This window comes from Pseudomonas sp. NPDC089407 (assembly GCF_044900445.1).
In the GTDB taxonomy this organism is placed as follows: Bacteria; Pseudomonadota; Gammaproteobacteria; order Pseudomonadales; family Pseudomonadaceae; genus Aquipseudomonas.
In genome coordinates this window covers 91063-116293 of record NZ_JBJDNB010000006.1, presented here as the reverse complement: position 1 = coordinate 116293, position 25231 = coordinate 91063, and the positions used below count along the sequence as shown (strand labels likewise).

Sequence of the window (25231 nt, the reverse complement as noted above, 5' to 3'; positions counted from 1 at the left end):
CTCCTGTAGGAGCGGCCTTGTGTCGCGAAAGGGCCGCAAAGCGGCCCCAGCAATCAAACAGCATTACGCGGCAACAACAGCCCCAACGGCAACCGCACCCGCGCCTCGATCCCACCGCCAGAGCGGTTACGCAGTTCCACATTCCCACCATGCTGCGCCGCAATCCGCTTGACGATGGCCAACCCCAGCCCGGTGCCCTTGCCGCCCCGCGCGCGGTCGCCACGAATGAACGGGTTGAAGATGGTCACCAGCTCCGACTCGTCGATCCCGGTGCCGCGGTCCAGCACGCTCAACACCACATACGGCGCACTCTCGTCACCCGACACATAAGCAGCCACCTCGACCCCCTTGCCGGCATGGTGCAGGGCATTGCCGATCAGGTTGCCGAGCATGCGCTTGAGCGAAACCCGGCGCAGCGGGAATGGCGGTATCGGCTCCAGGCACAGGCGCACGCGTTCTTCCGGCTGGTTGTACGGCGCCACCACCTCGCGCACCAGGTCCGCCAGGTCGACCTCTTCCACCGGCTCATCCCGGCCATCGCGGATAAACGCCAGGAACTGGTCCAGAATCGCGTCCATGTCCTCGATATCGCGGACCATGTCATCACTCAGGTCACTGTCGCTGTTCAGCAACGACAACGACAAGCGCAGCCGTGTCAGCGGTGTGCGCAGGTCGTGGGAAACCCCGGCCAGCATCAGTTCGCGCTCGCGCCCGGCCTGTTCGACATCCTCGGCCATCTGGTTGAAGGCCTTGTACACCTCGGTCATTTCGCTGGGCGTGTCGCTGATCGGCAGGCGCACGCTACGCCCCTGGCCCAGCTGGCGCGCAGCGAACACCAGGCGCTTGAGTGGCTGGTTCAGCTGCCGCACGAAAATCCACGCCGAGGCGGTAGACAACAGGCCAATGGCCAGGAACCAGCCCAGCACGTTCCAGATTTTCTGCCCACGCAGCGGGTGCGGGTACAACGGCACCTTCAACCACCCCGGGCCCAGGCTGGGCGCATTGACCCACAACGCCGGAGGCGCATGAATGCGCAGCCGCACTTCAGTGTCCTCGCCCAGCTCGGCCTGCATCTGCCGCTGGTAGATTTCGCTGTAGGGCCAGTGCTGCTCGCCTTCGGGCACGCCCGAGCCGGTCACGCGGATCAGCCCTGCTGCTTCGGCGATCTTGTCGCGGTTCTCTTCGTCGGCAGCCCAATAGGCGCGCAAGGTCAGCGCCACACCGTGGCTGTACTGACGGTCGACCAGCACGTCCTCGTTCATCAACAGGTAGACCAGGGTCAGGGCCTTGGAGAACAGGACGACGATCAACACCAGCCACAAGGTGCGGGCGAAGAAACTTTGCGGAAACCAGAGCGGTGTTTTCATCGACGGTCAGGCATCACTTTCCGGCGTTTCCGTCCGGCACGAACACGTAGCCCACGCCCCACACGGTCTGGATGTAACGCGGCTTGGACGGGTCCGGCTCGATCATGCGGCGCAGGCGCGAGATCTGCACGTCGATGGAGCGCTCCAGGGCATCCCATTCGCGGCCACGGGCCAGGTTCATCAGCTTGTCGCGGGTCAGCGGCTCGCGGGCGTGCATCACCAGCGCCTTGAGCACGGCGAACTCACCGGTGGTAAGCATGTGCACTTCGTCGCCACGCTTCAGTTCACGGGTGGCCAGCGACAGCTCGTAGTCGCCGAAGGTGACCGACTCGTCCTCGCTACCCGGCGCACCCGGCACGCTCGGCGCCTGGCGGCGCAGCACGGCCTTGACCCGGGCCATCAGCTCGTCCGGGTTGAACGGCTTGCCCAGGTAATCGTCGGCGCCCAGCTCCAGGCCCTTGATGCGGCTGAGCTCGTCGCCCTTGGCGGTGAGCATGATGATCGGGATCTGGTTGTTCTGCTGGCGCAGGCGCTTGCACGCAGACAGGCCATCTTCGCCCGGCAGCATCAGGTCGAGCACCACCAGGTTGAACACCTCGCGTGACAGCAGGCGGTCCATCTGTTCGGTGTTGGGCACCGCGCGGGCACGGTAGCCCTTGCTGGTGAAGAAACGTTCCAGCAGGCTGCTCAGCCCTGGGTCGTCGTCGACGATGAGAATCTTGTCACCTTCAGCGGTGTTTGGCGTGCCGGTCATGAATAACTCCTCTGATATCGCCGCGCATTATGGCGTAGCCATTGCAACGCGTGCCGTGAGCATTGTTAGCAGATTTTTCCCCCGGCGCCAGTTCCGGCTGGCCGGGCGCCATCACCGCAAGCCGTTTGCGATGAGTATAATGCGCGGCTTTCATCCAGCGCCGCCGGGCGAAAAGCCCACAGGCGACCCCCGTATTCACAAATGTCAGGTGGTTTACATGGACAGCATCAACAGCCGTATCGCCGAGGAACTGGGCGTACGCCCCCAGCAGGTCGAGGCGGCCGTGGGCCTGTTGGACGAAGGCTCGACCGTGCCCTTCATCGCCCGTTACCGCAAGGAAGTGACCGGTAGCCTGGACGACACCCAGCTGCGCCATCTGGAAGAGCGCCTGCGCTACCTGCGCGAACTCGACGAGCGCCGGGCCAGCATCCTGTCCAGCATCGACGAACAGGGCAAGCTGACCCCGGAGCTGGCACGCGAGATCAAGCTGGCCGACACCAAGACCCGCCTCGAAGACCTGTACCTGCCGTACAAGCAGAAGCGCCGCACCAAGGGCCAGATCGCCCTGGAAGCCGGCCTCGGCGCGCTGGCCGACGGCCTGTTCAACGACCCGAACCTGGCACCGGAAAGCGAAGCTGCACGCTTCGTCGACGTCGAAAAGGGCGTGGCCGATGTCAAGGCCGCACTGGAAGGCGCCAAGTACATCCTCATGGAACGCTTTGCCGAAGACGCCGCGCTGCTCGACAAGCTGCGCAGCTTCCTCAAGCAGGAAGCCGTGCTCAGTGCCCGCGTGGTGGCCGGCAAGGAAGAGGAAGGCGCCAAGTTCCGCGATTACTTCGCCCATGACGAACTGCTGCGCAACGCCCCGTCGCACCGCGCCCTGGCGATTTTCCGCGGGCGCAACGAAGGCGTGCTGAGCGCTTCGCTGAAAGTCGGCGAAGAACTGCCTGGCACCCTGCACCCGTGCGAACTGATGATCGGCAACCACGTCGGCGTGGAAAACCGTAGCCGCCCGGCCGACAAATGGCTGGGCGAGGTGGTGCGCTGGACCTGGAAGGTCAAGCTCTACACCCACCTGGAAACCGACCTGTTCGGCGAGCTGCGTGACAATGCCGAAGGCGAGGCAATCAACGTGTTTGCCCACAATCTGCACGACCTGCTGCTGGCCGCGCCGGCCGGCCCGCGCGCCACCCTGGGCTTCGATCCGGGCCTGCGCACCGGCTGCAAGATCGCCGTGGTCGACGCCACCGGCAAACTGCTGGATTACACCACGGTCTACCCGCATGCGCCGAAGAACGACTGGGACCGTACCATCTCGATCATGGCCGCCCTGTGCGCCAAGCACTCGGTGGAGCTGATCGCCATCGGCAACGGCACCGCCAGCCGCGAAAGCGACAAGCTGGTGGCCGAGCTGGTCAAAAAGTATCCAGCGCTGAAGATTACCAAGATCATGGTTTCCGAAGCCGGCGCTTCGGTGTACTCGGCATCGGAGCTGGCCGCCCGCGAGTTCCCGGACCTCGACGTGTCGATCCGTGGCGCCGTGTCGATTGCCCGCCGCCTGCAAGACCCGCTGGCCGAGCTGGTGAAAATCGACCCGAAATCCATCGGGGTCGGCCAGTACCAGCACGACGTGTCGCAGCTGAAACTGGCGCGCGGCCTGGACGCCGTGGTCGAGGACTGCGTGAACGCCGTCGGCGTGGACGTGAACACCGCTTCGGTGGCGCTGCTGACGCGCATCTCCGGCCTTAACGCCACCCTGGCCCAGAACATCGTCGCCCACCGCGATGCCAACGGCCCGTTCGCCACCCGCGCGGCGCTGAAAAAAGTCAGCCGCCTGGGGGAAAAAACCTTCGAACAGGCCGCCGGCTTCCTGCGCGTGATGAACGGTGACAACCCGCTGGACGCCTCGGCCGTTCACCCCGAGGCCTACCCGCTGGTACAGCGCATTGCCGCCGGCACCGACCGCGACATCCGTTCGCTGATCGGTGACAGCAGCTTCCTCAAGCGCCTCGACCCGAAGAAATTCACCGACGAAACCTTCGGCCTGCCGACCGTGACCGACATCCTGCAGGAACTGGACAAGCCCGGCCGCGACCCACGCCCCGAGTTCAAGACTGCCACCTTCCAGGACGGTGTCGAAGACCTCAAGGACCTGGAGCCAGGCATGATCCTCGAAGGCGTGGTAACCAACGTCACCAACTTCGGTGCCTTCGTCGACATTGGCGTACACCAGGACGGCCTGGTGCACATCTCGGCATTGTCCGAGAAATTCATCAAGGACCCGCGTGAAGCGGTCAAGGCCGGCGACGTGGTCAAGGTCAAGGTCATGGAAGTGGACATCCCGCGCAAGCGTGTCGGCCTGTCCATGCGCATGAGCGACACCCCGGGTGAAAAGGTCGAAGGCAACCGCGGCGGTAACCGTGGCAATGGCGGCAACCGCCAGCAACAGGCACCGCGCCAGCGTGAAACGGCCACGGCCGCACCAGCCAACAACGCCATGGCCTCGCTGTTCGCCAATGCCAAGCAGTTGAAGAAGAAGTGATGGACGTACCACGCGAGTACGTCGAAAGCGCCTTCAGCCAACTGCTGGGCTGCCGCCTGCAACGCTTGGACACAGGTGTTGCCGAGGTAGCCCTGGCGCTTGAGCCCCAGCTGCGCAACCGTGGCCAGAAGCTGCACGGCGGGGCGATTTTCAGCCTGGTGGACATCGCCATGGGTTTGGCCTGCTCGGCTAGCCATGGCTTTGACCAGCAAAGCGTCACCATCGAATGCAAGATCAACTACATGCGCGCCGTCAGTGACGGCGAAGTACTGTGCACCGCCCGCGTGCTGCACGCCGGGCGGCGCACCCTGGTGGTCGACGCGGACGTAGTCCAGGGCGACAAACTGGTGGCCAAAGCGCAAGGAACCTTCGCGGTTCTCTAGCTCACCAAGCACTATCTGCGGTATTTTTGGCAAAAGCCGGGGGCCGCTGCGCAGCCCATCGCCGGCAAGCCGGGCTCCCACAGGTAATCCACACGCCTGAATAGTGTGGTGTTGCTGTGGGAGCCCGGCTTGCCGGCGATGGGGCGCGCAGCGGCCCCCGAAGTCGGCGCTGCGCAATGCCGGAACCGCGTAAACCAGGCGACAACGCCAGTTCCTTTTCCAACTACCCTTGTAGACCGTCTTTGCTACCCCCATATTGGGGCGACTGACGCGTGAAGGAATACATCTTGAGCGACCTCCTCAACCGCCGCCTGAGCCTGCTCGGCGCTAATCTCCCCTTGCTCAAGCAGTGCCTGCACGGTATTGAGCGCGAATGCCTGCGCGTGACCGACGAAGGTCGCCTGGCCCAGACCCCGCATCCGGAAGCACTGGGATCGGCGCTGACCAACGAGCAGATCACCACTGACTATTCCGAGTCGCTGCTGGAATTCATCACCCCAGCGCTGGCCGACCCGGCCAAGGTGCTCGAAAGCCTCGAACAGACTCACCGCTTCGTCTACAGCAAGCTGGGCGACGAATACCTGTGGAGCCCGTCGATGCCGTGCACGCTGCCGGCCGAGGAGGACATCCCGATTGCCGAGTACGGCAGCTCGAACATCGGCAAGCTCAAGCACGTCTACCGCAAGGGCCTTGCCCTGCGTTACGGCCGCACCATGCAGTGCATTGCCGGTATCCATTACAACTTCTCGCTGCCCGAAGCCCTGTGGCCTTTGCTGCGCGAAGCCGAAGGCAACACGCAAGACGACCGCGACTACCAGTCGTCGGCCTACATCGCGCTGATTCGTAACTTCCGCCGCTACAGCTGGCTGCTGATGTACCTGTTCGGTGCCTCGCCGACACTGGACAAAGGCTTCCTGCGTGGCCGCCCGCACCAGCTTGAAGAGCTGGATGCCGAAACCCTGTTCCTGCCCTACGCCACCAGCCTGCGCATGAGCGACCTGGGCTACCAGAGCAACGCCCAAGCCGGCCTGACGCCGTGCTACAACAACCTGGCCAGCTACACCGACAGCTTGCGCAAGGCCGTCGGCACGCCCTACGCGCCTTACGTTGAAGTCGGCACGCACGTCGACGGCGAGTGGGTACAGCTGAACACCAACATCCTGCAGATCGAAAACGAATACTACTCGAACATCCGCCCCAAGCGCGTCACCTACACCGGCGAACGGCCGATCCAGGCCCTGACCTCGCGTGGCGTGCAGTACGTGGAAGTGCGCTGCCTGGACATCAACCCGTTCCTGCCGGTGGGCATCGACCTCACCGAGGCACGCTTCCTCGACGCATTCCTGCTGTTCTGCGCCTTGGAAGACAGCCCGCAGCTGGACAACAGCGAGTGTGGCCAGTGCACCAGCAACTTCCTGACCGTGGTCAAGGAAGGCCGTCGCCCAGACCTTGAGCTGCACCGCAACGGCCAACCGATTGGCCTGAAGCAGTGGGCCAGCGAGCTGATCGCGCGTATCCGCCAGTTGGCTGACCTGCTCGACCAGGCCCAAGGCTTTGATGAGCACGCCAAGGCCCTGGATGCCCAGCAGGCCAAGGTCGACGACGCCGCGCTGACGCCTTCGGCCCAGGTACTGGCACGCATGACCGAGCATGACGAAAGCTTCGTGCAGTTCTCGCTGCGCCAGAGCCGCATCCACGCCGAGACCTTCCGCGAGCAGCCGTTGAGCCAGGAACAGCAACAGGCGTACGAAACGCTGGCCCGTGAGTCGCTGGCCAAACAGGCCGAGCTGGAGCAGGAAGAAGTCGGTGACTTCGACCTGTTCGTCGGTGCCTACCAGGCGAGCATCCTGGCGATCAGCAACTGATGAACCGCACCGCCACCCCGCGCAAGCCGCGCGCCAGCAGCCAGGCCCGGATCGAGGCGATTCTGGCGGCTGCCCGCGAGCTGCTGGCCGAGCTGGGGGTGGCGGGGTTGTCGGTCTACAGCGTGGCCGAGCGTGCGCAGATTCCACCGTCGTCGGTGTACCACTTCTTTGCCAGCGTTCCGGCGTTGCTCGAGGCATTGACCGCCGATGTCCACCGCGCCTTTCGTGAAGCGCTGAGCGCGCCGATCGACAGCCACGCGTTCACCACCTGGCATGAGCTGTCACGGCTGATCGAGCAGCGCATGCTGGATATCTACAACGAAGATGCGGCAGCGCGGCAGCTGATTCTGGCCCAGCATGGGCTGAGTGAAGTGGTGCAGGCCGACCGGCAGCACGACATGGAGCTGGGCGACTTGATGCACAAGTTGTTCGAGCAGCATTTTCATCTGCCGGTGATGCCGCTGGATGTGGATGTGTTTGCCCTGGCCATGGAGCTGAGCGATCGGGTGTATGCGCGGTCGGTGCAGTTGCATGAGGCGATCACCCCGCGCATGGCCGAGGAAGGCAAGCGGGTGTTCGAGGCGTATTTAGGACTGTATCTGCCGCCGTTTCTGGCCAAGCGTTAAATTCAATGGCCTCATCGCCGGCAAGCCAGCTCCCACAGGTAAAGCACAAGGCCTGAAACCTGTGCAGTACTTGTGGGAGCTGGCTTGCCGGCGATTGGGCTGCAACGCAGCCCCAAGGGCCACTTTCATCACAGCTTGGCGATAGACACTTCCGTCGACTTCACAAAGGCAATCACCTCACTGCCCACCTGCAGTTCCAGCTCACGCACGGAGCGGGTGGTGATCACCGAAGTGACGATGCCCGACGCCGTCTGCACGTCGATTTCCGACAGTACCGGCCCTTCGAGGATTTCTTTCACGGTGCCTTTGAACTGGTTGCGAACGTTGATGGCTTTGATAGTCATGATTTGCTTCCTTCTCTATGGCTTCAGTCTGGTAATTGAGTGAATCAGTGTGCCCAACGCAGCTGCGTGGGCAGAGGGGCTACAGGGTCCGGCTCGGGCGCAGTGCCCGGGGCCGACAGAACACGGTTGAGCACTTCGCTTTCCAGCGCAGCCAGGCGGTGCGAACCACGCGCCCGAGGCCGTGCGAGGTCGACAGTGAGGTCGAGCCCGACCTCGCCGTCTTCGATCAGGATCACCCGGTCAGCCACGGCAACCGCCTCGCTGACATCGTGGGTAACCAGCAGCACGGTGAAGCCGTGCTGACGCCACAGGCGTTCGATCAGTTGCTGCATCTCGATACGGGTCAGGGCATCCAGCGCGCCCAGCGGCTCGTCCAGCAACAGCAAGCGCGGTTGGTGGATCAGCGCCCGGGCCAGCGCCACACGCTGCTTCTGACCACCCGACAGCGCTGCCGGCCACTCATTGGCGCGGTCGGCCAGGCCAACCGCCTCCAGGGCATCCAGCGCTCGCGAGCGCCAGTCGCCAGACAGCCCCAGCCCCACGTTGTCGATCACCTTTTTCCACGGCAGCAGGCGTGCGTCCTGGAACATCAGGCGAGTTTCTTCGCGCGCTTCGTCCAGCGGCGCGGCACCGGCCAGCAACTGCCCGGCAGTGGGCTGGTCGAGCCCGGCCAGCAAACGCAGCAAGGTGCTCTTGCCGCAGCCGCTGCGGCCGACAATGGCCACGAACTGGCCGGCCGGAATGTGCAGGTCGATACCCTTCAATACTTCGCGCTGGCCAAAGGCCTTGCGCAAGCCGTTGGAGGCCAGCGGGATGCCACGCAGCAGGCGTGGCGGCTGTTCCTTGAGCACGGTCATGCGCCCTCCTTCTTCGCCACTTGATAGGCTGGGTGCCAGCGCAACCACACACGCTCCAGGCCGCGGGCAGCGAGGTCGGCCAGCTTGCCGAGTACGGCGTACAGGACGATGGCCAACACCACCACGTCGGTCTGCAGGAATTCGCGGGCGTTCATGGCCAGGTAACCGATACCGGCGTTGGCCGAGATGGTTTCGGCAACGATCAGCGTCAGCCACATGAAGCCCAGGGCAAAGCGCACGCCCACCAGGATCGACGGCAGCGCCCCCGGCAGGATCACCTGGCGGAACAGGCTGAAGCCGGACAAGCCATAGCTGCGGGCCATTTCCACCAGCGCCGGGTCGACGTTGCGAATGCCGTGGTAGGTGTTCAGGTAGATCGGGAACAACGTGCCCAGCGCGACCAGGAAGATCTTCGCCGACTCATCGATACCAAACCACAGGATCACCAGCGGGATCAGCGCCAGGTGCGGCACGTTGCGGATCATCTGCACCGAGCTGTCGAGCAGGCGTTCGCCCCAGTTCGACAGGCCAGTGATGAAGCCCAGCACCAGGCCGATGCTGCCACCGATGACGAAGCCCAGCCCGGCACGCCAGCCGCTGATGGCCAGGTGGGTCCAGATGTCGCCGCTGCGCACCAGCTCGACGCCGGCGCTGACCACGGCGCTTGGTGCCGGCAAGATGCGCGTCGACAGCCAGCCAGCGCTTACCGCCAGCTGCCAGGCGGCCAGCAGCAGCACCGGCAGCGCCCACGGCGCCAGGCGCTGGGCAAGGTTGTTGGAAGTTGCACGACTCATGGCCCGGCCCTCAGCTCTGCGACACAGACTTGGGCAGAATGTCGTTGGCCACCATCTCGCCGAACGGGCTCACATAGCCACCGGTTTTCGGTTGCTCCGGGCGCTGAACATCAAGGTGCGGGAACAGCAGCTCGGCAACGCGGTACGACTCTTCCAGGTGTGGATAACCCGAGAAGATGAAGGTATCGATCCCCAGGTCGGCATACTCCTTTACCCGCGCAGCGACAGTCGGGCCATCGCCCACCAGTGCGGTGCCGGCGCCGCCACGTACCAGGCCAACGCCTGCCCACAGGTTGGGGCTGACCTCCAGGTTTTCGCGGTTGCCGCCGTGCAGGGCAGCCATGCGCTGCTGGCCCACCGAGTCGAAACGCGCAAGCGAAGCCTGAGCACGGGCGATGGTGTCATCGTCCAGGTGCGAGATGAGGCGGTCGGCGGCGGCCCAGGCTTCTTCATTGGTTTCCCGCACGATCACATGCAGGCGGATGCCGAAGCGTACTTCACGGCCTTGAGCAGCCGCTTTTTCGCGCACCTGGGCAATCTTCTCGGCAACGGCTGACGGCGGCTCGCCCCAGGTCAGGTACAGCTCGACCTGTTCGGCGGCCAGGTCCTGAGCGGCCTCGGACGAACCGCCGAAATACAGCGGCGGACGTGGTTGCTGAATCGGCGGGTAGAGCAGCTTGGCGCCCTTCACCTGGATGTGCTTGCCGTCGTAATCGACGTTTTCGCCTTCCAGCACCTTGCGCCAGATACGGGTGAACTCGACCGACGCTTCGTAGCGCTCCTGGTGGTTCAGGTGCAGGCCGTCACCGGCCAGCTCGTCCGGATCACCACCGGTTACCAGGTTGAACAGCGCACGCCCATTGGACAGGCGGTCCAGGGTCGCCGCCTGGCGTGCGGCCACCGTCGGCGAAATGATGCCTGGGCGCAGTGCAACCAGGAATTTCAGGTGCTGAGTCACAGGGATCAGCGACGCGGCCACCAGCCAGGAGTCCTCGCAGGAACGGCCGGTAGGGATCAGTACCCCACCAAAGCCCAGACGGTCGGCGGCCTGCGCGATCTGCTGCAGGTAACCGTGATCGACCGCACGTGCGCCGTCGGAAGTGCCCAGGTACTTGCCGTCACCGTGGGTAGGGAGGAACCAGAAAATGTTAAGGCTCATTGGAGTTGTCTCCTCAAGGGTGGCTCAAGCCGGAGCGGCGCCCCGGCACAGGCAAATCAATCAAGGCGCGCTGGCGACCTTGGCCGGGGGTGTCCAGATCACGTCCTTGATGCCCAACGGCTTGGGTATCAGCTTCAGCGCCTGGAACGTGTCGGCGATCTTCTGCTGCGCGGCCACCACCTCCGGGGTCAGCGGCGCAGCGCCGTAGCCCTGGCGCTTGACCGAGGTCAGGGTGATGTCGGCAGGCAGGCCGAGCAGCGGTGCGACCTGGTCGGTCACCTCCTGCGGGTTGGCCTGGGACCACTCGCCTACGGCGCGCACTTCTTCGATCAGGGTATTGATGACCTTTGGGTGCTGCGTCGCGTAGTTACGGGTAGCCAGATAGAATTGATGGTTGTCGACCAGGCCCTTGCCGTCACGCAAAGTGCGCGCCTGCAACTGCTGCTCGGCGGCAGCCTGGTACGGGTCCCAGATCACCCAGGCGTCCACGCTGCCGCGCTCGAAGGCGGCACGGGCATCGGACGGCGGCAGGTAAACCGGCTGGATATCGCTGTATTTCAGACCGGCATCTTCCAGTGCACGCACCAGCAGGTAGTGAACGTTGGAGCCTTTGTTGAGGGCGACCTTCTTGCCCTTGAGTTCTTGCACCGACTGAATTGGCGAGCCCTTGGGCACCAGGATCGCCTCGCTGTGCGGGGCCGGCGGCTCGTAGGCCACGTACAGCAGGTCGGCGCCAGCGGCCTGGGCGAACACCGGTGGCGTCTCGCCGGTCACGCCAAAATCGATCGAGCCGACGTTCAACCCTTCAAGCAGCTGCGGGCCGCCGGGGAACTCGGTCCACTGCACCTGCACGCCCTGCTCGGCCAGGCGCTTTTCCAGCGTGCCCTTGGCCTTGAGCAGCACCAGGGTGCCGTATTTTTGATAACCGATACGCAGGCTCTCGGCCTGGGCTTGGGTAATGGCGCCGAAGGACACAGCCGCCGCAAACAGGGCGACCAGACCGCGACGCAAGAAGACTGTGCGCATGGCGCTCTCCTGCGAAAGGGTTCGGGTTGCACCTGCTTGCCTCGTTGACGGGCGAGTAAGGTGGTGAAGCGGGTTCGGCCGGTCAGATGCTCCAGCGAGCGCTGATCAGCCGTTCGTTCAGTACGCCGGGGGCCACGGGGCGAGGCCGACGGGCCAGGGCAGCGTGGAAGGTTTCCAGCGAGTCGTGCAGGCGTTCTTCCAGCGCTGCGATCAGCTGCGCGGGCTTGCTGCCTTCTGCGTAAGCCACCTGGCTGTCGTCGGCGAAGATCCCTTGCAGGGTCTCTTGCGCCTTGAGTGCCGACAGCACGGGCTTGAGTGCGTAATCCACCGCCAGCATGTGGGCGATGCTGCCGCCAGTGGCGATCGGCAACACGATCTTGTGTGCCAGGGCGCGCTCGGGCAGCAGGTCGAGCAGGGTTTTCAGAGCCCCGGCAAACGATGCCTTGTACACCGGCGTGGCGACGATCAGGCCATCGGCCTGGGCCACCAGTTGCTGGAAGTGCTGCACCTGCGGGCTGTCGAAACGGGCGTGCAGCAGGTCTTCGGCGGGGAAGTCACGCACCTGGAACGTCACCACTTCGACGCCGCGGTGCTGCAGCCACTGGCGCGAACGCTCCAGCAGCACGCCGGAGCGTGAACGTGGACTTGGGCTACCACCGATTGATACGACCAGCATTGCAGCGCTTCCTTGTGTTCTGTTGGGAGTGACATTAACAGCCGGCGCATATATCTAGAAATCATATTTTTTCATTTGTTTATTCTTTATTGTTATTTGAATGATTTGCGATCTTGGGGCCGCTTTGCGGCCCATCGCGACACAAGGCCGCTCCTACAGGGAATCGCGATCCCTTGTAGGAGCGGCCTTGTGTCGCGATGGGCTGCGCAGCAGCCCCAGGCCTCAAGCAGAAACTGCAGGCATAAAAAAGGGCCGTCGAAACGGCCCGAAAAACCCTGCTTGGCTAAGAGCAATGCAACGAGGAATCCTTTAACGATTTGGCTGCGGGGTCAGGCGCAGGTAGGGTTTGACCGCCCGATATCCTTTGGGGAAGCGCTGCTTGATTTCTTCCTCGTCCTTCAGCGAAGGCACGATCACCACGTCGTCGCCGTCCTGCCAGTTACCTGGCGTGGCGACTTTGTGGTTATCGGTCAGCTGCAGCGAGTCGATCACCCGCAGGATCTCGTTGAAGTTGCGCCCGGTACTGGCTGGATAGGTGATGGTCAGGCGCACCTTCTTGTTCGGGTCGATGACGAACAGCGAGCGCACGGTCAGGGTGTCGCTGGCATTCGGGTGGATCAGGTCGTACAGGTCGGACACCTTGCGGTCGGCGTCGGCGATGATCGGGAAGTTGACCACGGTGTTCTGGGTCTCGTTGATGTCATCGATCCACTTGTGGTGCGAGTCGACCGGGTCCACCGACAGGGCGATGGCCTTGACCCCGCGCTTGGCGAAATCGTCCTTCAGCTTGGCGGTCAGGCCCAGCTCGGTGGTGCACACCGGGGTGAAGTCCGCCGGGTGGGAGAACAACACCCCCCAGCTGTTGCCCAGCCACTCGTGGAAGCGGATCTTGCCTTCGCTGGAATCCTGTTCGAAATCGGGGGCGATATCGCCGAGTTTGAGGCTCATGGGCTGCGGCTCCTGTGCTGGGTTCTGTACACCGTGTGGGTTCAATGTGCCTGCATTCGATTAAAAACAAAAAGAATAAATATCGATTTATTTATAACCATAAGACATACCAAATAGCAGGCACAAAAAAGCCTCGCACTAGGCGAGGCTTCTTGAGTCAGCTACGGCTTACAGGAAGTTGTAAGTGTAGTTGAAGATCAGACGGGTCTGATCCTGGTCAGCCAGCGAGCTGGTGCCGGTGCCACGGTATACGCCGTGACGCAGGCTGGCGCCCAGCCCCTTGAAGGTGCCTTCCTGGATGACGTAGTCGACGCGAGCGTCGCGTTCCCATTCGCTGAAGGTGCCGTTACCGTTGGCGTTCTTGCCGTCTTCACCTTTCAGGTAGGAAACCGAGGCCTTCAGGCCTGGCACGCCCAGACGCGCGAAGTCATAGGCATACTGACCGAAGGTGGTGTTTTCACCGGCCTTGGCGAACTGGTTGATCATGCTGTCGGTGAACAGGTAGAAGCTGGAACCGCCGGCGCCTTCGTTGCGGCCGTTGCCATCAACAACGCTGCCTTGGTTCAGCCAGACGAAGCCACCGTCGTCATTGACGCGCTGATGGCCGAGCAGGAACGAGTGGCCACCCAGGGTGTAGGTGAAGATCGCGGACCAGGTCTTGTTGTCGACCTCTCCGAGGTTCTTGGCGTAGCCACCGTTGTTGTTGAAGTTGTAACCGCCGCCGTCACCGTTCTTGCCGTCGCTGCTGCTGTCGAAGTAGCGCAGGTCGGTCTTGAACGACTGGTCGTCAGCAATCTTGAACACGTGGGTCGCGCCCAGGAAGTGCTGCTTGTAGAAATCTTCCAGGTTCGAGTAGTAGTACTGCAGGGTCAGGTCTGGAGTGAGCTTGTAGTCCAGGCCACCGTAGCGGAACTTGTTGCTGTCCTGGCTGGCACCGGCAATCGACAGACCGGTACGGTTGCTCGATGCACGGCCCATGGCGTGGGTCAGCTGACCGGCGTTGATGGTCAGGTTGTCGATTTCCTTCGACTGGATGGTGCCACCCTCGAAGGTTTGTGGCAGCAGACGGCCGTCGTTGGAGACCAGGATCGGCAGGTTCGGCGCCAGGGCGCTACCGTAGTGAACTTCGGTCTTGGAGAAGCGGGCCTTGGCGTTGGCGCCAACACGAGCCCACTGGCTTACAGCCGAACCGTCAGTATCGCTCGGGAAAAAGCTGCTGTTGTCCGGGTGCTTGCCACGGCCACCATCCAGGTGGATACCCCACAAGGCCTGGGCATCGACACCAAAGCCAACGGTGCCTTCGGTGAAGCCGGAGATGTAGTCGAGCTTGAAGCCCTGACCCGACTCACGGTTGTCGGCACCGCCGTCACGGTTGTCGTTGTTGAAATACATGGTGCGCGAGCTGAGCGACAGTTTGCTGTCTTCAACGAAACCGGCAGCGCCTGCAGATTGGGCGATAACCCCCAGTGCCACGGCCAGAGCCAGGCTGGACTTGTACATGTTTTGCTCCTCTACGTTCTAATTCTTGTGTATCTCTGGCGGAAGGGTCTTATGCCCCGCTCACCGTGGATGGACGATTTAGTCCCAAAGCGTGACCCTTAAGTCAATCGTTTCTAAACGTTTCGCGACTTTGGTCTAAGACGTCACCTGCGCTACAGGATAATGACAATCCTATAAATCCAAAATGACCGTTTTATGAATTTCTAAGATTTTTACGGAATATGGTAGGAACCTTTACTGCCATTCGTTGTAGCAATCCCATCATTCATAACAATTGGTTATTTGCAAACGTTTGCTCATAACCTAATTCCGTATCGTTATATAGGGACGAAAAGCCTAGCAGGCGGTTCTGATTTCGCCATTGATCCAGGTTATGGCCTCATGAATGCAGGTTACGGCCCCGCGCGGTTCTTTGTAGGAGCTGCCTTGTGTCGCGATGGGGCGCGAAGCGCCCCCAGCAATTTCTGTGGGGTAGCTGAGATCCCGGGGCCGCTTCGCCCCCCATCGCGACACAAGGCCGCTCCTACAGGGGCCCGCATCATGGCGATATCAGGCCTAAGGCCTTTGCCTCCTAAGCTAATGCAAAAAAGTTATTTATTTTAAATTTCTTAGATCATTTAGCCTTCTCGCCATCCATTACCCAGTTTGCCTGACGAGAGGTTCACCATGATCCCGCACGCCCCGCTGCGCCTGTTCGCCGCTTTGACCCTCGCCAGTACCAGCTGGCTGGCCCAGGCGGCCGACGTGACCGTTGCCTACCAGACCACCGTCGACCCGGCCAAGGTGGCACAGGTGGATGGCGACTACGAAAAAGCCAGCAAGGCCAGCATCGACTGGCGCAAGTTCGACAACGGCGCCGATGTGATCACCGCAGTGGCCAGCGGCGACGTGCAGATCGGCTACCTGGGTTCCAGCCCGCTGGCCGCCGCCGCCACCCGCAAGTTGCCGGTCGAAACCTTTCTGATCGCCACGCAAATTGGCGCTGGTGAAGCGCTTGTCGCGCGCGACAGTATCAAGACGCCACAAGATCTGGTCGGCAAGAAAGTCGCCGTACCGTTCGTTTCCACCGGCCACTACAGCCTGCTGGCAGCCCTGAAAAGCTGGAACATCGACCCGTCCAAGGTGCAGATCCTCAACCTTGCACCGCCAGCCATCATTGCCGCCTGGAAACGCGGCGACATCGACGCCACCTACGTCTGGGACCCGGCCCTGGGCGTGGCCAAGGAAAACGGCAAGGTGCTGATTACCTCTGGCGAGCTGGCCGCTAAAGGCGCACCTACTTTCGATGCCTGGATTGTGCGCAAGGACTTCGCCGAGAAGCACCCCGACGTGGTCAAGGCTTTCGCCAAGGTCACCCTCGATGCCTACGCCGACTACCGCAAAGACCCGAAAGCCTGGCTTGCCGACAAGGGCAACGTTGAAAAACTGGTGAAGCTGTCCGGCGCCAAGGCCAGCGACATCCCGGTGCTGCTGGAGGGCAACGTCTACCCACTGGCCGCCGACCAGGCCGACGCCTTGGGCGCCCCGACCACCCAGGCCCTGACCGACACGGCAACCTTCCTCAAGCAGCAAGGCAAGGTTGACGCCGTACTGCCGGATTACTCGCCGTACGTCAGCGCCAAGTTCCTTCCAAACTAAACTGATCCGGAGCCCGCCATGGCCTTGCTCGAACTGGAGCGCATCAGCGCACAGTACCCCGGTGCCGCCACCCCGGTACTGGCCGACATCAACCTGAGCCTGGGGCCGCGCCAATTGTTGGTGGCCCTGGGGCCATCCGGCAGTGGCAAAACTTCGCTGCTCAACCTGATCGCCGGTTTCGTTACCCCCAGTGGCGGCCGCATCACCCTCGACGGTGTGCCGGTGCAAGGACCTGGCGCCGAGCGCGGCGTCGTGTTTCAGGACGACGCGCTACTGCCCTGGCAGAACGTGCTGGGCAACGTTGCCTTCGGCCTGGAGCTGGCCGGCGTACCGCGCGCCGAGCGTGAAGCCAAAGCCCGCGAGATGCTGGCCATGGTCGACCTCGCCGGTTTCGGCGAGCGGCGCATCTGGCAGCTGTCCGGTGGCCAGAAGCAACGCGTGGGCCTGGCCCGGGCGCTGGCAGCCGACCCACGGGTGCTGCTGATGGACGAACCGTTCGGCGCCCTCGATGCCTTCACCCGCGAGCAGATGCAGGAGTTGCTGCTGCAGGTATGGCAGCGCACCGCCAAGCCGGTATTCCTGATTACCCACGACATTGAAGAAGCGGTGTTCCTGGCCAGCGAGCTGGTACTGCTGGCGCCCAACCCGGGGCGCGTAGTGGAACGCCTGCAACTGGACTTCGGCCAGCGCTATGCCGCTGGCGAATCGGCCCGGGCGATCAAGTCCGACCCGGCTTTCATCGAAACCCGCGAGCACGTACTGGCGCGGGTGTTCTCCCAACGCCAAAGCCTGCAGGAGCGCGTATGAGCAGCCTGGACCTGCCGGTTACCGGCAAACACGACGCCCAACCCCGCCCAGCCACCAAGCTGCGCCGCCCACTGTCCACCCGCTGGATCAGCACCCTGACCCTTGCCAGCCTGTTGCTGGCCTGGTGGCTGGTGACTGCCGCCGGCTGGGTCGAACCGCTGTTCCTGCCCTCGCCCGGCGACATCCTGGCCAAGGGCTGGACCTTGCTGACCCAGGGTTACATGGATGCCAGCCTGTGGCAGCACCTGGGCGCCAGCCTGGGGCGCATCGGCGTGGCCCTGCTGGCCGCCACGCTGACCGCCATCCCGGTGGGCATTGCCATTGGCTACAACCGCGTGGCACGCGGCATCCTCGACCCGCTGATCGAGTTCTACCGGCCGATACCGCCGCTGGCCTACCTGCCGCTGATCGTTATCTGGTGCGGTATCGGCGAGCTGTCGAAGGTGCTGCTGATCTTTTTGGCGATCTTCGCCCCGATCGCCATTGCCACCGCCACCGGCGTGCGCACGGTCGACCCGGCCAAGCTGCGTGCGGCGCAGTCGCTGGGCGCCAGCAAGGCGCAACTGATCCGCCATGTGATCCTGCCCAGCGCGCTGCCTGACATCCTCACCGGCATCCGCATAGGCCTGGGTGTCGGCTGGTCGACCCTGGTCGCCGCCGAGCTGATCGCCGCCACCAGCGGCCTGGGCTTCATGGTGCAGTCGGCGGCGCAGTTCCTGGTTACCGATGTGGTGGTGCTGGGCATCCTGCTGATTGCCCTGATTGCCTTCGCCCTGGAAATGAGCCTGCGTGCCCTGCAACGCAAACTGGTGCCCTGGCACGGGCAGAGCCACTGAACCCTATTGTCCACGCCAGCACACTGGCGCCTGATTGAAGAGGCCGACATGAGCCTGACCATCACCCCCCTCAGCCCGGCGCTCGGCGCCCAGATCAGCGGTGTGGACATCAGCCGCGACATCACCGCAGAACAACGCGACGCCATCGAACAGGCGCTGCTGCAGCACCAGGTGCTGTTCTTCCGCGACCAGCCGATCAACCCGGAACAACAGGCGCGCTTTGCCGCCCGCTTCGGCGACCTGCACATTCACCCGATCTACCCCAACGTGCCGGACACCCCACAGGTGCTGGTGCTCGACACGGCAGTGACCGATGTACGGGACAACGCCGTATGGCACACCGACGTGACCTTCCTGCCAACACCGGCACTGGGTGCGGTGCTCAGTGCCAAGCAGTTGCCGGCCTACGGTGGCGACACCTTGTGGGCCAGCGGCATTGCTGCCTTCGAAGCATTGTCGGCGCCGCTGCAAAAAATGCTCGACGGGCTGACCGCTACCCATGATTTTACCAAGTCGTTCCCGCTGGAGCGCTTTGGTACCACGGCTGAGGACCTGGCGCGCTGGGAAGCCACCCGGCGCAACAACCCGCCGCTGTCGCACCCGGTGGTGCGTACGCATCCGGTGGGCGGGCGCAAGGCGTTGTTCGTCAATGAAGGGTTTACTGCGCGCATCAATGAGCTGAGCGAGCTGGAGAGCGAGGCGTTGCTGAAGCTGCTGTTCGCCCATGCCACGCGGCCGGAGTTCAGCATTCGCTGGCGCTGGCAGGAGAATGATGTGGCGTTCTGGGACAACCGCGTGACCCAGCATTTTGCCGTGGATGATTACCGGCCCAATCGGCGGGTGATGCATCGGGCGACCATTTTGGGGGATGCGCCCTTCTGACAGGGCTCAGGGGAGGCCTTCGGCCTCCTTTCGCGACACAAGGCCGCTCCTACAAGGGTACGCGATCTCCTGTAGGAGCGGCCTTGCCGGGGCGCCGGACCGGTCGGATGGGCCGCAAAGCGGCCCCGGCAATCTAGCGGACCAGGTGCAGGAACTGCATGTGCCGCTCGTACTGGTCGAGGATGTCGTTGATGATCTGCTCCTTGCTGTAGCCCACCAGGTCATAGTTCTGGCTACCTTCGCTCAGGTGCACCTCGGCCCGGTAGTAGCGCCGGTTCTTCAACTCCTGCGTGCCCAGCCCGCCCAGGGCAAACGATGGCGTGAAGTAGCCACGCATCTGCACCTGGTAGATGAACGGCTGCTCCTCGCCATGGCCGATCTTCAGGCTGACGTTGTCGTGGCTCGGGTCGTCCTGGGTAATCAGCACCAGGCCCTTCTGCTCGAACACTTCACGCACATCGGCAATCGCCGGGCGCACCACGTCGTCCATGAAGCGGTATACCTCATCACGCGACGGGAAGTGCACGGCCTGGCTCAGGCGCTGGCGCCAGCCGCCACGGCCACGGCGTGACTGGGCAAACGGGGCCAGCGAGTGCATCTGCGCGATCTGCCGTTGCGACTCCAGGTAGAACGCCTTGTGCAGCCCCCACATCATGCACAGCAGAATCAGCGAGAACGGCAACGAGGTCAGCACCACCGCCGATTTCAGCGAATCGATGCTGCCGGCAAACAACAGCGCACTGGTGATCAGCGCGATCATTGCGCCCCAGAAAATGCGCAGCCAGTTCGGCCCGTCTTCGTCGGCATCGCCACCCTTGGCCGACAAGGTCGACAGCACCACGGTGCCCGAGTCGGCCGAAGTGACAAAAAACACGAAGCTGATGAACACCGTGGTGGCAATTACCACCTTGCTCCAGGGGTAGGTCTCCAGCAGCAGGTACAGGCTCATCGACGGGTTATCCAGCGCCGATTGGCCCAGCGCAGTCATGCCGTGGTTGATCACCTGGTCGAGGGCGCTGTTGCCGAAGATCGACATCCACGCCAGGGTAAAGCCCAGCGGGATCAGCAGCACGCCAAAGACGAATTCGCGGATGGTACGGCCCCGGGAAATGCGGGCGATGAACAGGCCCACGAACGGCGCCCAGGCAATCCACCAGGCCCAATAGAACACCGTCCAGCCGCCCAGCCAGTCACGGTTTTCACCGTAGGCGTACACGTCGAAGCTCTTGCGCGGCAAGGCGCCCAGGTAGTCACCCAGGTTCTGGATCAGGGTGTTGAACAGGTGCTGGGTCGGCCCCGCAAACAGCACGAACAGCAGCAGCGCGCAGGCCAGGAACAGGTTGATGTCGCTCATCACCCGCACGCCCTTCTCCACCCCGGCGACGGCCACGGCCACCGCCGCGCCCATCATCAGGGTGATGAGGGTCACCTGCACCCACTGGCTGTGGCTGATGCCGAACAGGTAGTCGAGGCCGGCATTCAGGTGCAGCACACCAAAGCCCATGTCGGCGCCCAGGCCGAACACCGTGGCAATGATGCCGAAGCCGTCCACCGCGTAGCCGATCGGGCCGTTGATACGCTTGCCGATCAGCGGGTACAGCGCCGAGCGCAGGGCCAGCGGCAGGTTGTGCCGGTAGGCGAAGTAGGCCAACGCCATGCCGACGAAGGCGAATACGCCCCAGCCGTGCAGGCCCCAGTGCAGGAACAGGATCTGCATCGCCTGGCGCCCGGCCTCGGCCGTGCCCGCCTCGCCCTGGGGCGGTTGCAGCATGTGGGTCAGCGGTTCGGAGACACAGAAGAAGAACAAGGTGATGCTGATGCCGGCGGCGAACAGCATGCCGGCCCATGACAGGTAACTGAACTCGGGCTCGTCGTGGTCGGCACCGAGCTTGATCTTGCCATAGCCGGACAAGGCGGTGACCACCACGAAGACCAGGTACAGCGTCATCGCCAGCATGTAGTACCAGCCGACCGTGTTGGCCGCCCAGTTCTGCGCCGCCAGCAACCAGTCGCCTGCCGCTTGCGGGTTGGAGATGACCACCAGGCCAAAGATGAGGATGAAGCTTGCCGCAAAGTAGAACACCGGGGGGTTCATGCGGATCTTGCCATTGGCAAGGGAAGGGGTCGGTGCACTCATCGGGCGTGCACCTCGTCAAATGACGTGAGGTTCGGAATGAACGGGTTCAGCAAAGGAATCCTCCTGTTGAACACCGGCAGCGGACCAGCGTTTTTACATTGAACAAGCGTTCAAGTTAAACATGGATCGGATTTCAATGCGAATTGGGGTGCTGATTGGTGTACTCCTGCTCTGGCCTCTTCGCGGGTGAACCCGCTCCTACAACGAGGGCACCGACCCTGAGGGCAGCGCCGACCAATATAGGAGCGGGTTTACCCGCGAAGAGGCCAGAACAGGCTAAACAAATGCCAGATCAATGCTTGTCCTGACAATCCAGCTGCAGGTTAGCCTGGGTGATGTTGCTCTCGGCCGGCACACTGCGGGTCAACCACACATTGCCGCCAATGGTCGAACCTTTACCGATGGTAATGCGCCCCAGCACCGTGGCCCCGGCGTAGATCACCACATCGTCCTCGACAATCGGGTGGCGTGGCAGGCCTTTGTGCAGCGTGCCGGACTCGTCAGTGGGGAAGCGCTTGGCCCCCAGGGTCACTGCCTGATAGATACGCACGCGCTCGCCGATGATCGCGGTTTCGCCAATCACCACCCCGGTACCGTGGTCGATGAAGAAGCTAGGGCCAATCTGCGCCCCCGGGTGGATGTCGATGCCGGTGGCCGAATGCGCCAGCTCCGAACTGATCCGCGCCAGCAGCGGCAGGCCGGCCTGGTACAGGTGGTGGGCCAGGCGGTGGTGGATGATCGCCAGGATACCCGGGTAGCACAGCAGCACTTCATCAACACTGCGCGCCGCCGGGTCGCCGTGGTAGGCGGCCAGCACATCGGTGTCGAGCAGCACGCGCAGCTCTGGCAGTGCAGCCGCGAAACCCTGGACCAGGCTCAGCGCATGGGCATCGACGCCAGCCAGCTCGGCCTTGTTTTGCCGTGCGGCGTAACGCAGCTCCAGGCGGGCCTGGGTCAGCAACGCAGTCAGCGCAGCGTCGAGGGTATGGCCGACGTAGAAGTCTTCGCTTTCTTCACGCAGATCGACCGGCCCAAGGCGCATGGGGAACAGCGCGCCGCACAGGTGCTCGAGAATCTGCCGCATCGCCTCGCGCGACGGCAGCTCACGCCCGCCTTGTTCGCCGCTGCTGCGGCCATTGCGGGTGCGCCATTGCTCACGGGCGCCGCGCAGGCCGGTGACGATGCTCTGCAACTGCCAGTGCGTTGGTGAAGGTTGTTCGCTCACAGTTTTCTCCCGCCTGAAGAGGTCAACTATTTTTATTGGCAGGTCTGGCCCTTTCGCGGGTGAACCCGCTGCCACAGGTACACCACAAGGCTCAGGATCTGTGGGGTCTCTGTGGGAGCGGGTTTACCCGCGAAGAGGCCGGGCCTGCCTACTTGTAATCCACTCTACGGCAAATCCGGCCCTTGGAAAAAACAACGCTTTATTCCATCCTGCGCTAAGTCAGGCATAAGCAGCGATGACGGCACAGGCAACCTCGCCTACCCTCAAAGCAGCCAGCACCTGGCAAAATCAAAAAGGAAATAACAAAATAATTTTTTATTATTTCCTGGCCTAAGCGGCCAACCCTATAGTCGCCACCCACTACTTACACAACAAGCGCGGGGCTCTGACATGTCGAAATTCGCCAAACCGCTACTCAACGCCAGCCTGGCACTGCTGCTGGGCGCCGGCCTCCTTGGCCAGGCCTTTGCCGGCGAGCAGTTGAAGACCATCCAGGAAAAAGGCGTGATCAACGTCGGCCTGGAAGGCACCTACCCTCCATTCAGCTTCCAGGACGAGAACGGCAAGCTGGCCGGCTTCGAGGTGGAACTTTCAGAGTTGCTGGCCAAGGAGTTGGGGGTCAAGGCCAAGATCCAGCCGACCAAGTGGGATGGCATCCTTGCCGCGCTGGAATCCAAGCGCCTGGATGTGGTGGTCAATCAGGTGACCATCTCCGAAGAGCGCAAGAAGAAATACGATTTCTCCGAGCCCTACACCATATCGGGGATTCAGGCCTTGATCCTGAAGAAAAAAGCCGAACAGTTGAACATCAAGACGGCGCAAGACCTGGCCGGCAAGAAAGTCGGCGTGGGCCTGGGCACCAACTACGAACAGTGGGTCAAGCAAGACGTCCCGAAAGCCGAAGTGCGCACTTATGAAGACGACCCAAGCAAGTTCGCCGACCTGCGCAACGGCCGCATCGACGCCATCCTGATCGACCGCCTGGCCGCGCTGGAGTACGCGCAAAAAGCCAAGGACACTGAACTGGCCGGCGATGCCTTCTCGCGCCTGGAAAGCGGTGTGGCCCTGCGCAAGGGCGAACCTGAACTGCTGGCCGCCATCAACAAGGCCATCGACAAGCTCAAGGCTGACGGCACGCTGGCCAAGCTGTCGGAAAAATACTTCGGTGCCGACGTCACCAAATGATTGCCGAAAGCCTGCAACTCGTTGTCGACTCCGCGCCCTTCCTGCTGAAGGGTGCGGGTTATACGGTGCTGCTCAGCGTTGGCGGCATGTTCTTCGGCCTGGTGCTGGGCTTTGCTCTGGCGCTGATGCGGTTGTCGAAGATTCTGCCGCTGAACTGGCTGGCGCGGGTCTACGTGTCGTTCTTCCGCGGCACGCCGCTGCTGGTGCAGCTGTTCGTGATCTATTTCGGCATGCCGCAGATCGGCATCGAACTCGACCCAATCCCGGCTTCGCTGATCGGCTTGTCACTGAACATGGCGGCCTACATCTGCGAAATCCTGCGCGCAGCCATTTCCTCCATCGACCGTGGCCAGTGGGAAGCAGCAGCCAGTATCGGCATGACCCGCGTGCAAGCCATGCGCCGGGCGATCCTGCCACAGGCCTTGCGCACCGCCCTGCCACCCCTGGGCAACAGCTTCATCTCGCTGGTCAAGGACACCGCACTGGCAGCAACCATCCAGGTGCCCGAACTGTTCCGCCAGGCGCAGCTGATTACCGCACGCACCTTCGAAGTGTTCACCATGTACGTGGCGGTGGCGGTGGTCTACTGGGTGCTGTGCAGCATCCTCGCGCACTTCCAGAACCGCATGGAAGCGCGGGTCAACCAGCATGACCAGGAGCACTGAGCATGATTGAAGTCAAAGGCCTGACCAAGCGGTTCAAGGGCCAGACCGTGCTCAACGGTATCGACCTGACCGTGCAGCCCGGCGAAGTAGTGGCCATCATCGGCCCCAGCGGCTCGGGCAAGACCACCTTCCTGCGCTGCCTGAACCTGTTGGAAACCCCGGATGCCGGGCAGATCAAGGTCGGCGCCATCAGCATCGATGCCAACCGCCCACTGGGTGGCCAGCAAAGTGCAATCCGGCGCTTGCGCCAGCAGGCCGGGTTCGTGTTCCAGAACTTCAACCTGTTCCCGCACCGCACTGCCCTGGAGAACGTGATCGAGGGCCCGGTGATCGTCAAGAAGACACCCCGCGAGCAAGCCCTCGACCTGGGTAGGCGCCTGCTGGCCAAGGTCGGCCTGGCGGGCAAGGAAGACGCCTACCCCCGGCGCCTGTCGGGTGGCCAGCAGCAACGGGTGGCCATCGCCCGTGCATTGGCCATGGAGCCGGAGGTGATCCTGTTCGACGAACCCACCTCGGCGCTGGACCCTGAACTGGTCGGTGAAGTACTGGCGACCATCCGCGGTCTGGCCGAAGAGAAGCGCACCATGATCATCGTCACCCATGAGATGAGCTTTGCTCGTGATGTGGCGAACCGGGTGATCTTTTTCGACAAGGGCGTGATCGTGGAACAGGGCGAGGCCAAGGCGCTGTTTGCGGCGCCGAAGGAAGAGCGTACCCGACAGTTCTTGCGCAAGTTCCTGGGGACTGCTGCTTCGGAATAAATCAGCACAGACGCAAATCGTTGTAGGAGCGGCCTTGTGTCGCGAACGGGCTGCACAGCAGCCCCAGAAATTTCCGCATCATTGCCGAAATCCTGGGGCCGCTGTGCGGCCCTTTCGCGACACAAGGCCGCTCCTACACCGATCGCGTTGCCCTGAATAATCACATTACTCCTTCTATCTATAAATATTCCAAAAAGTTAGTTCATAAACTTTTTATAAACCATTAGGGTATATAAACCGGACCACCGGACCAG

23 protein-coding genes are annotated in these 25231 nt (G+C 62.8%); 11 read left to right on the top strand and 12 right to left on the bottom strand.

Annotated elements, in window-relative coordinates; all coding sequences use genetic code 11:
- Positions 1–53 precede the first annotated feature (53 nt).
- Both ACI2KG_RS07000 and ompR read right to left on the bottom strand, forming a co-directional pair.
- Positions 54–1367, bottom strand: coding sequence for an ATP-binding protein (locus ACI2KG_RS07000; RefSeq protein WP_404661350.1), 1314 nt, complete (start codon positions 1365–1367; stop codon positions 54–56).
- A gap of 13 nt (positions 1368–1380) precedes the next feature.
- Entirely contained in the window at positions 1381–2121 is a 741-nt protein-coding gene (gene ompR, locus ACI2KG_RS06995) for a two-component system response regulator OmpR (RefSeq protein WP_404661349.1), read from the bottom strand.
- Between the two features lie 217 nt (positions 2122–2338).
- On the opposite strand from ompR, the gene ACI2KG_RS06990 reads away from it, so the two are divergent.
- From ACI2KG_RS06990 to ACI2KG_RS06975, 4 genes are all read left to right on the top strand, one after another.
- Positions 2339–4663: a Tex family protein gene (locus ACI2KG_RS06990; RefSeq protein ID WP_404661348.1), complete on the top strand. Its 2325-nt coding sequence runs from the start codon at positions 2339–2341 to the stop codon at positions 4661–4663.
- Complete coding sequence (locus ACI2KG_RS06985; protein WP_050580765.1) at positions 4663–5046, top strand: PaaI family thioesterase; 384 nt, start codon at positions 4663–4665, stop codon at positions 5044–5046. The genes ACI2KG_RS06990 and ACI2KG_RS06985 overlap by 1 nt, the downstream gene beginning before the upstream one ends.
- Before the next feature lie 272 nt (positions 5047–5318).
- Positions 5319–6911 (top strand): glutamate--cysteine ligase, encoded by a 1593-nt coding sequence (gshA, locus tag ACI2KG_RS06980; RefSeq protein WP_404661347.1) that lies wholly within the window; start codon positions 5319–5321, stop codon positions 6909–6911.
- Positions 6911–7537: a TetR/AcrR family transcriptional regulator gene (locus ACI2KG_RS06975; protein WP_404661346.1), complete on the top strand. Its 627-nt coding sequence runs from the start codon at positions 6911–6913 to the stop codon at positions 7535–7537. The genes gshA and ACI2KG_RS06975 overlap by 1 nt, the downstream gene beginning before the upstream one ends.
- Positions 7538–7665: 128 nt before the next feature.
- Here the strand turns inward: ACI2KG_RS06975 and ACI2KG_RS06970 are convergent, their stop codons facing one another.
- From ACI2KG_RS06970 to ACI2KG_RS06935, 8 genes are all read right to left on the bottom strand, one after another.
- Positions 7666–7881 carry a molybdopterin-binding protein gene (locus tag ACI2KG_RS06970; RefSeq protein ID WP_003255829.1) on the bottom strand — a complete coding sequence of 72 codons (216 nt, stop codon included), beginning with the start codon at positions 7879–7881 and terminating at the stop codon, positions 7666–7668.
- 44 nt (positions 7882–7925) lie between these two features.
- A complete protein-coding gene (gene ssuB / locus ACI2KG_RS06965) occupies positions 7926–8738 on the bottom strand; it encodes an aliphatic sulfonates ABC transporter ATP-binding protein (RefSeq protein WP_400616677.1) in 813 nt (270 codons plus the stop codon).
- Positions 8735–9532 carry an aliphatic sulfonate ABC transporter permease SsuC gene (gene ssuC / locus ACI2KG_RS06960; protein ID WP_054913222.1) on the bottom strand — a complete coding sequence of 266 codons (798 nt, stop codon included), beginning with the start codon at positions 9530–9532 and terminating at the stop codon, positions 8735–8737. The genes ssuB and ssuC overlap by 4 nt, the downstream gene beginning before the upstream one ends.
- A gap of 10 nt (positions 9533–9542) precedes the next feature.
- The gene (gene ssuD / locus ACI2KG_RS06955; protein WP_400616671.1) at positions 9543–10691 is read right to left on the bottom strand and encodes an FMNH2-dependent alkanesulfonate monooxygenase; all 1149 of its coding nucleotides are present in this window, start codon (positions 10689–10691) and stop codon (positions 9543–9545) included.
- Positions 10692–10751: 60 nt separating this feature from the next.
- Positions 10752–11717, bottom strand: coding sequence for a sulfonate ABC transporter substrate-binding protein (locus ACI2KG_RS06950; RefSeq protein WP_404661345.1), 966 nt, complete (start codon positions 11715–11717; stop codon positions 10752–10754).
- Positions 11718–11799: 82 nt separating this feature from the next.
- Positions 11800–12393, bottom strand: coding sequence for an NADPH-dependent FMN reductase (ssuE, locus tag ACI2KG_RS06945; protein WP_404661344.1), 594 nt, complete (start codon positions 12391–12393; stop codon positions 11800–11802).
- Positions 12394–12702: 309 nt separating this feature from the next.
- Positions 12703–13341, bottom strand: coding sequence for a peroxiredoxin (locus tag ACI2KG_RS06940; RefSeq protein WP_400616663.1), 639 nt, complete (start codon positions 13339–13341; stop codon positions 12703–12705).
- Between the two features lie 168 nt (positions 13342–13509).
- Positions 13510–14841, bottom strand: a complete 1332-nt coding sequence (locus tag ACI2KG_RS06935; RefSeq protein ID WP_404661343.1) for an OprD family porin — start codon at positions 14839–14841, stop codon at positions 13510–13512.
- 666 nt (positions 14842–15507) lie between these two features.
- Between ACI2KG_RS06935 and tauA the strand changes: the two genes are divergently transcribed.
- The 4 genes from tauA to tauD are packed head-to-tail and all read left to right on the top strand — an operon-like array spanning position 15508 to position 19004.
- The gene (tauA, locus tag ACI2KG_RS06930; RefSeq protein WP_404661342.1) at positions 15508–16479 is read left to right on the top strand and encodes a taurine ABC transporter substrate-binding protein; all 972 of its coding nucleotides are present in this window, start codon (positions 15508–15510) and stop codon (positions 16477–16479) included.
- Between the two features lie 18 nt (positions 16480–16497).
- Positions 16498–17286, top strand: a complete 789-nt coding sequence (gene tauB / locus ACI2KG_RS06925) for a taurine ABC transporter ATP-binding subunit (protein WP_404661341.1) — start codon at positions 16498–16500, stop codon at positions 17284–17286.
- A complete protein-coding gene (gene tauC, locus ACI2KG_RS06920; protein WP_404661340.1) occupies positions 17283–18122 on the top strand; it encodes a taurine ABC transporter permease TauC in 840 nt (279 codons plus the stop codon). The genes tauB and tauC overlap by 4 nt, the downstream gene beginning before the upstream one ends.
- 48 nt (positions 18123–18170) lie before the next feature.
- A complete protein-coding gene (gene tauD / locus ACI2KG_RS06915) occupies positions 18171–19004 on the top strand; it encodes a taurine dioxygenase (RefSeq protein WP_404661339.1) in 834 nt (277 codons plus the stop codon).
- Positions 19005–19137: 133 nt separating this feature from the next.
- Here the strand turns inward: tauD and betT are convergent, their stop codons facing one another.
- Both betT and epsC read right to left on the bottom strand, forming a co-directional pair.
- Positions 19138–21099, bottom strand: coding sequence for a choline transporter BetT (betT, locus tag ACI2KG_RS06910; RefSeq protein WP_404661402.1), 1962 nt, complete (start codon positions 21097–21099; stop codon positions 19138–19140).
- A gap of 334 nt (positions 21100–21433) precedes the next feature.
- Positions 21434–22366 carry a serine O-acetyltransferase EpsC gene (epsC, locus tag ACI2KG_RS06905; protein WP_404661338.1) on the bottom strand — a complete coding sequence of 311 codons (933 nt, stop codon included), beginning with the start codon at positions 22364–22366 and terminating at the stop codon, positions 21434–21436.
- A gap of 390 nt (positions 22367–22756) precedes the next feature.
- On the opposite strand from epsC, the gene tcyJ reads away from it, so the two are divergent.
- The 3 genes from tcyJ to tcyN are packed head-to-tail and all read left to right on the top strand — an operon-like array spanning position 22757 to position 24977.
- Positions 22757–23551, top strand: coding sequence for a cystine ABC transporter substrate-binding protein (gene tcyJ / locus ACI2KG_RS06900; protein ID WP_404661337.1), 795 nt, complete (start codon positions 22757–22759; stop codon positions 23549–23551).
- Positions 23548–24216, top strand: coding sequence for a cystine ABC transporter permease (gene tcyL / locus ACI2KG_RS06895; protein ID WP_201203395.1), 669 nt, complete (start codon positions 23548–23550; stop codon positions 24214–24216). The genes tcyJ and tcyL overlap by 4 nt, the downstream gene beginning before the upstream one ends.
- A gap of 2 nt (positions 24217–24218) precedes the next feature.
- Entirely contained in the window at positions 24219–24977 is a 759-nt protein-coding gene (tcyN, locus tag ACI2KG_RS06890; RefSeq protein WP_400616637.1) for an L-cystine ABC transporter ATP-binding protein TcyN, read from the top strand.
- The last annotated feature ends 254 nt before the right edge of the window (positions 24978–25231 follow it).

What these genes read in the sequence shown, in the direction of transcription:
- ACI2KG_RS07000 (WP_404661350.1), bottom strand. Translation starts at nt 1,367, where the DNA reads ATGAAAACACCGCTCTGGTTTCCGCAAAGTTTCTTCGCCCGCACCTTG.
- ompR (WP_404661349.1), bottom strand. Translation starts at nt 2,121, where the DNA reads ATGACCGGCACGCCAAACACCGCTGAAGGTGACAAGATTCTCATCGTC.
- ACI2KG_RS06990 (WP_404661348.1), top strand. Translation starts at nt 2,339, where the DNA reads ATGGACAGCATCAACAGCCGTATCGCCGAGGAACTGGGCGTACGCCCC.
- ACI2KG_RS06985 (WP_050580765.1), top strand. Translation starts at nt 4,663, where the DNA reads ATGGACGTACCACGCGAGTACGTCGAAAGCGCCTTCAGCCAACTGCTG.
- ACI2KG_RS06975 (WP_404661346.1), top strand. Translation starts at nt 6,911, where the DNA reads ATGAACCGCACCGCCACCCCGCGCAAGCCGCGCGCCAGCAGCCAGGCC.
- ACI2KG_RS06970 (WP_003255829.1), bottom strand. Translation starts at nt 7,881, where the DNA reads ATGACTATCAAAGCCATCAACGTTCGCAACCAGTTCAAAGGCACCGTG.
- ssuB (WP_400616677.1), bottom strand. Translation starts at nt 8,738, where the DNA reads ATGACCGTGCTCAAGGAACAGCCGCCACGCCTGCTGCGTGGCATCCCG.
- ssuC (WP_054913222.1), bottom strand. Translation starts at nt 9,532, where the DNA reads ATGAGTCGTGCAACTTCCAACAACCTTGCCCAGCGCCTGGCGCCGTGG.
- ssuD (WP_400616671.1), bottom strand. Translation starts at nt 10,691, where the DNA reads ATGAGCCTTAACATTTTCTGGTTCCTCCCTACCCACGGTGACGGCAAG.
- ACI2KG_RS06950 (WP_404661345.1), bottom strand. Translation starts at nt 11,717, where the DNA reads ATGCGCACAGTCTTCTTGCGTCGCGGTCTGGTCGCCCTGTTTGCGGCG.
- ssuE (WP_404661344.1), bottom strand. Translation starts at nt 12,393, where the DNA reads ATGCTGGTCGTATCAATCGGTGGTAGCCCAAGTCCACGTTCACGCTCC.
- ACI2KG_RS06940 (WP_400616663.1), bottom strand. Translation starts at nt 13,341, where the DNA reads ATGAGCCTCAAACTCGGCGATATCGCCCCCGATTTCGAACAGGATTCC.
- ACI2KG_RS06935 (WP_404661343.1), bottom strand. Translation starts at nt 14,841, where the DNA reads ATGTACAAGTCCAGCCTGGCTCTGGCCGTGGCACTGGGGGTTATCGCC.
- tauA (WP_404661342.1), top strand. Translation starts at nt 15,508, where the DNA reads ATGATCCCGCACGCCCCGCTGCGCCTGTTCGCCGCTTTGACCCTCGCC.
- tauB (WP_404661341.1), top strand. Translation starts at nt 16,498, where the DNA reads ATGGCCTTGCTCGAACTGGAGCGCATCAGCGCACAGTACCCCGGTGCC.
- tauC (WP_404661340.1), top strand. Translation starts at nt 17,283, where the DNA reads ATGAGCAGCCTGGACCTGCCGGTTACCGGCAAACACGACGCCCAACCC.
- tauD (WP_404661339.1), top strand. Translation starts at nt 18,171, where the DNA reads ATGAGCCTGACCATCACCCCCCTCAGCCCGGCGCTCGGCGCCCAGATC.
- betT (WP_404661402.1), bottom strand. Translation starts at nt 21,099, where the DNA reads ATGAACCCCCCGGTGTTCTACTTTGCGGCAAGCTTCATCCTCATCTTT.
- tcyJ (WP_404661337.1), top strand. Translation starts at nt 22,757, where the DNA reads ATGTCGAAATTCGCCAAACCGCTACTCAACGCCAGCCTGGCACTGCTG.
- tcyL (WP_201203395.1), top strand. Translation starts at nt 23,548, where the DNA reads ATGATTGCCGAAAGCCTGCAACTCGTTGTCGACTCCGCGCCCTTCCTG.
- tcyN (WP_400616637.1), top strand. Translation starts at nt 24,219, where the DNA reads ATGATTGAAGTCAAAGGCCTGACCAAGCGGTTCAAGGGCCAGACCGTG.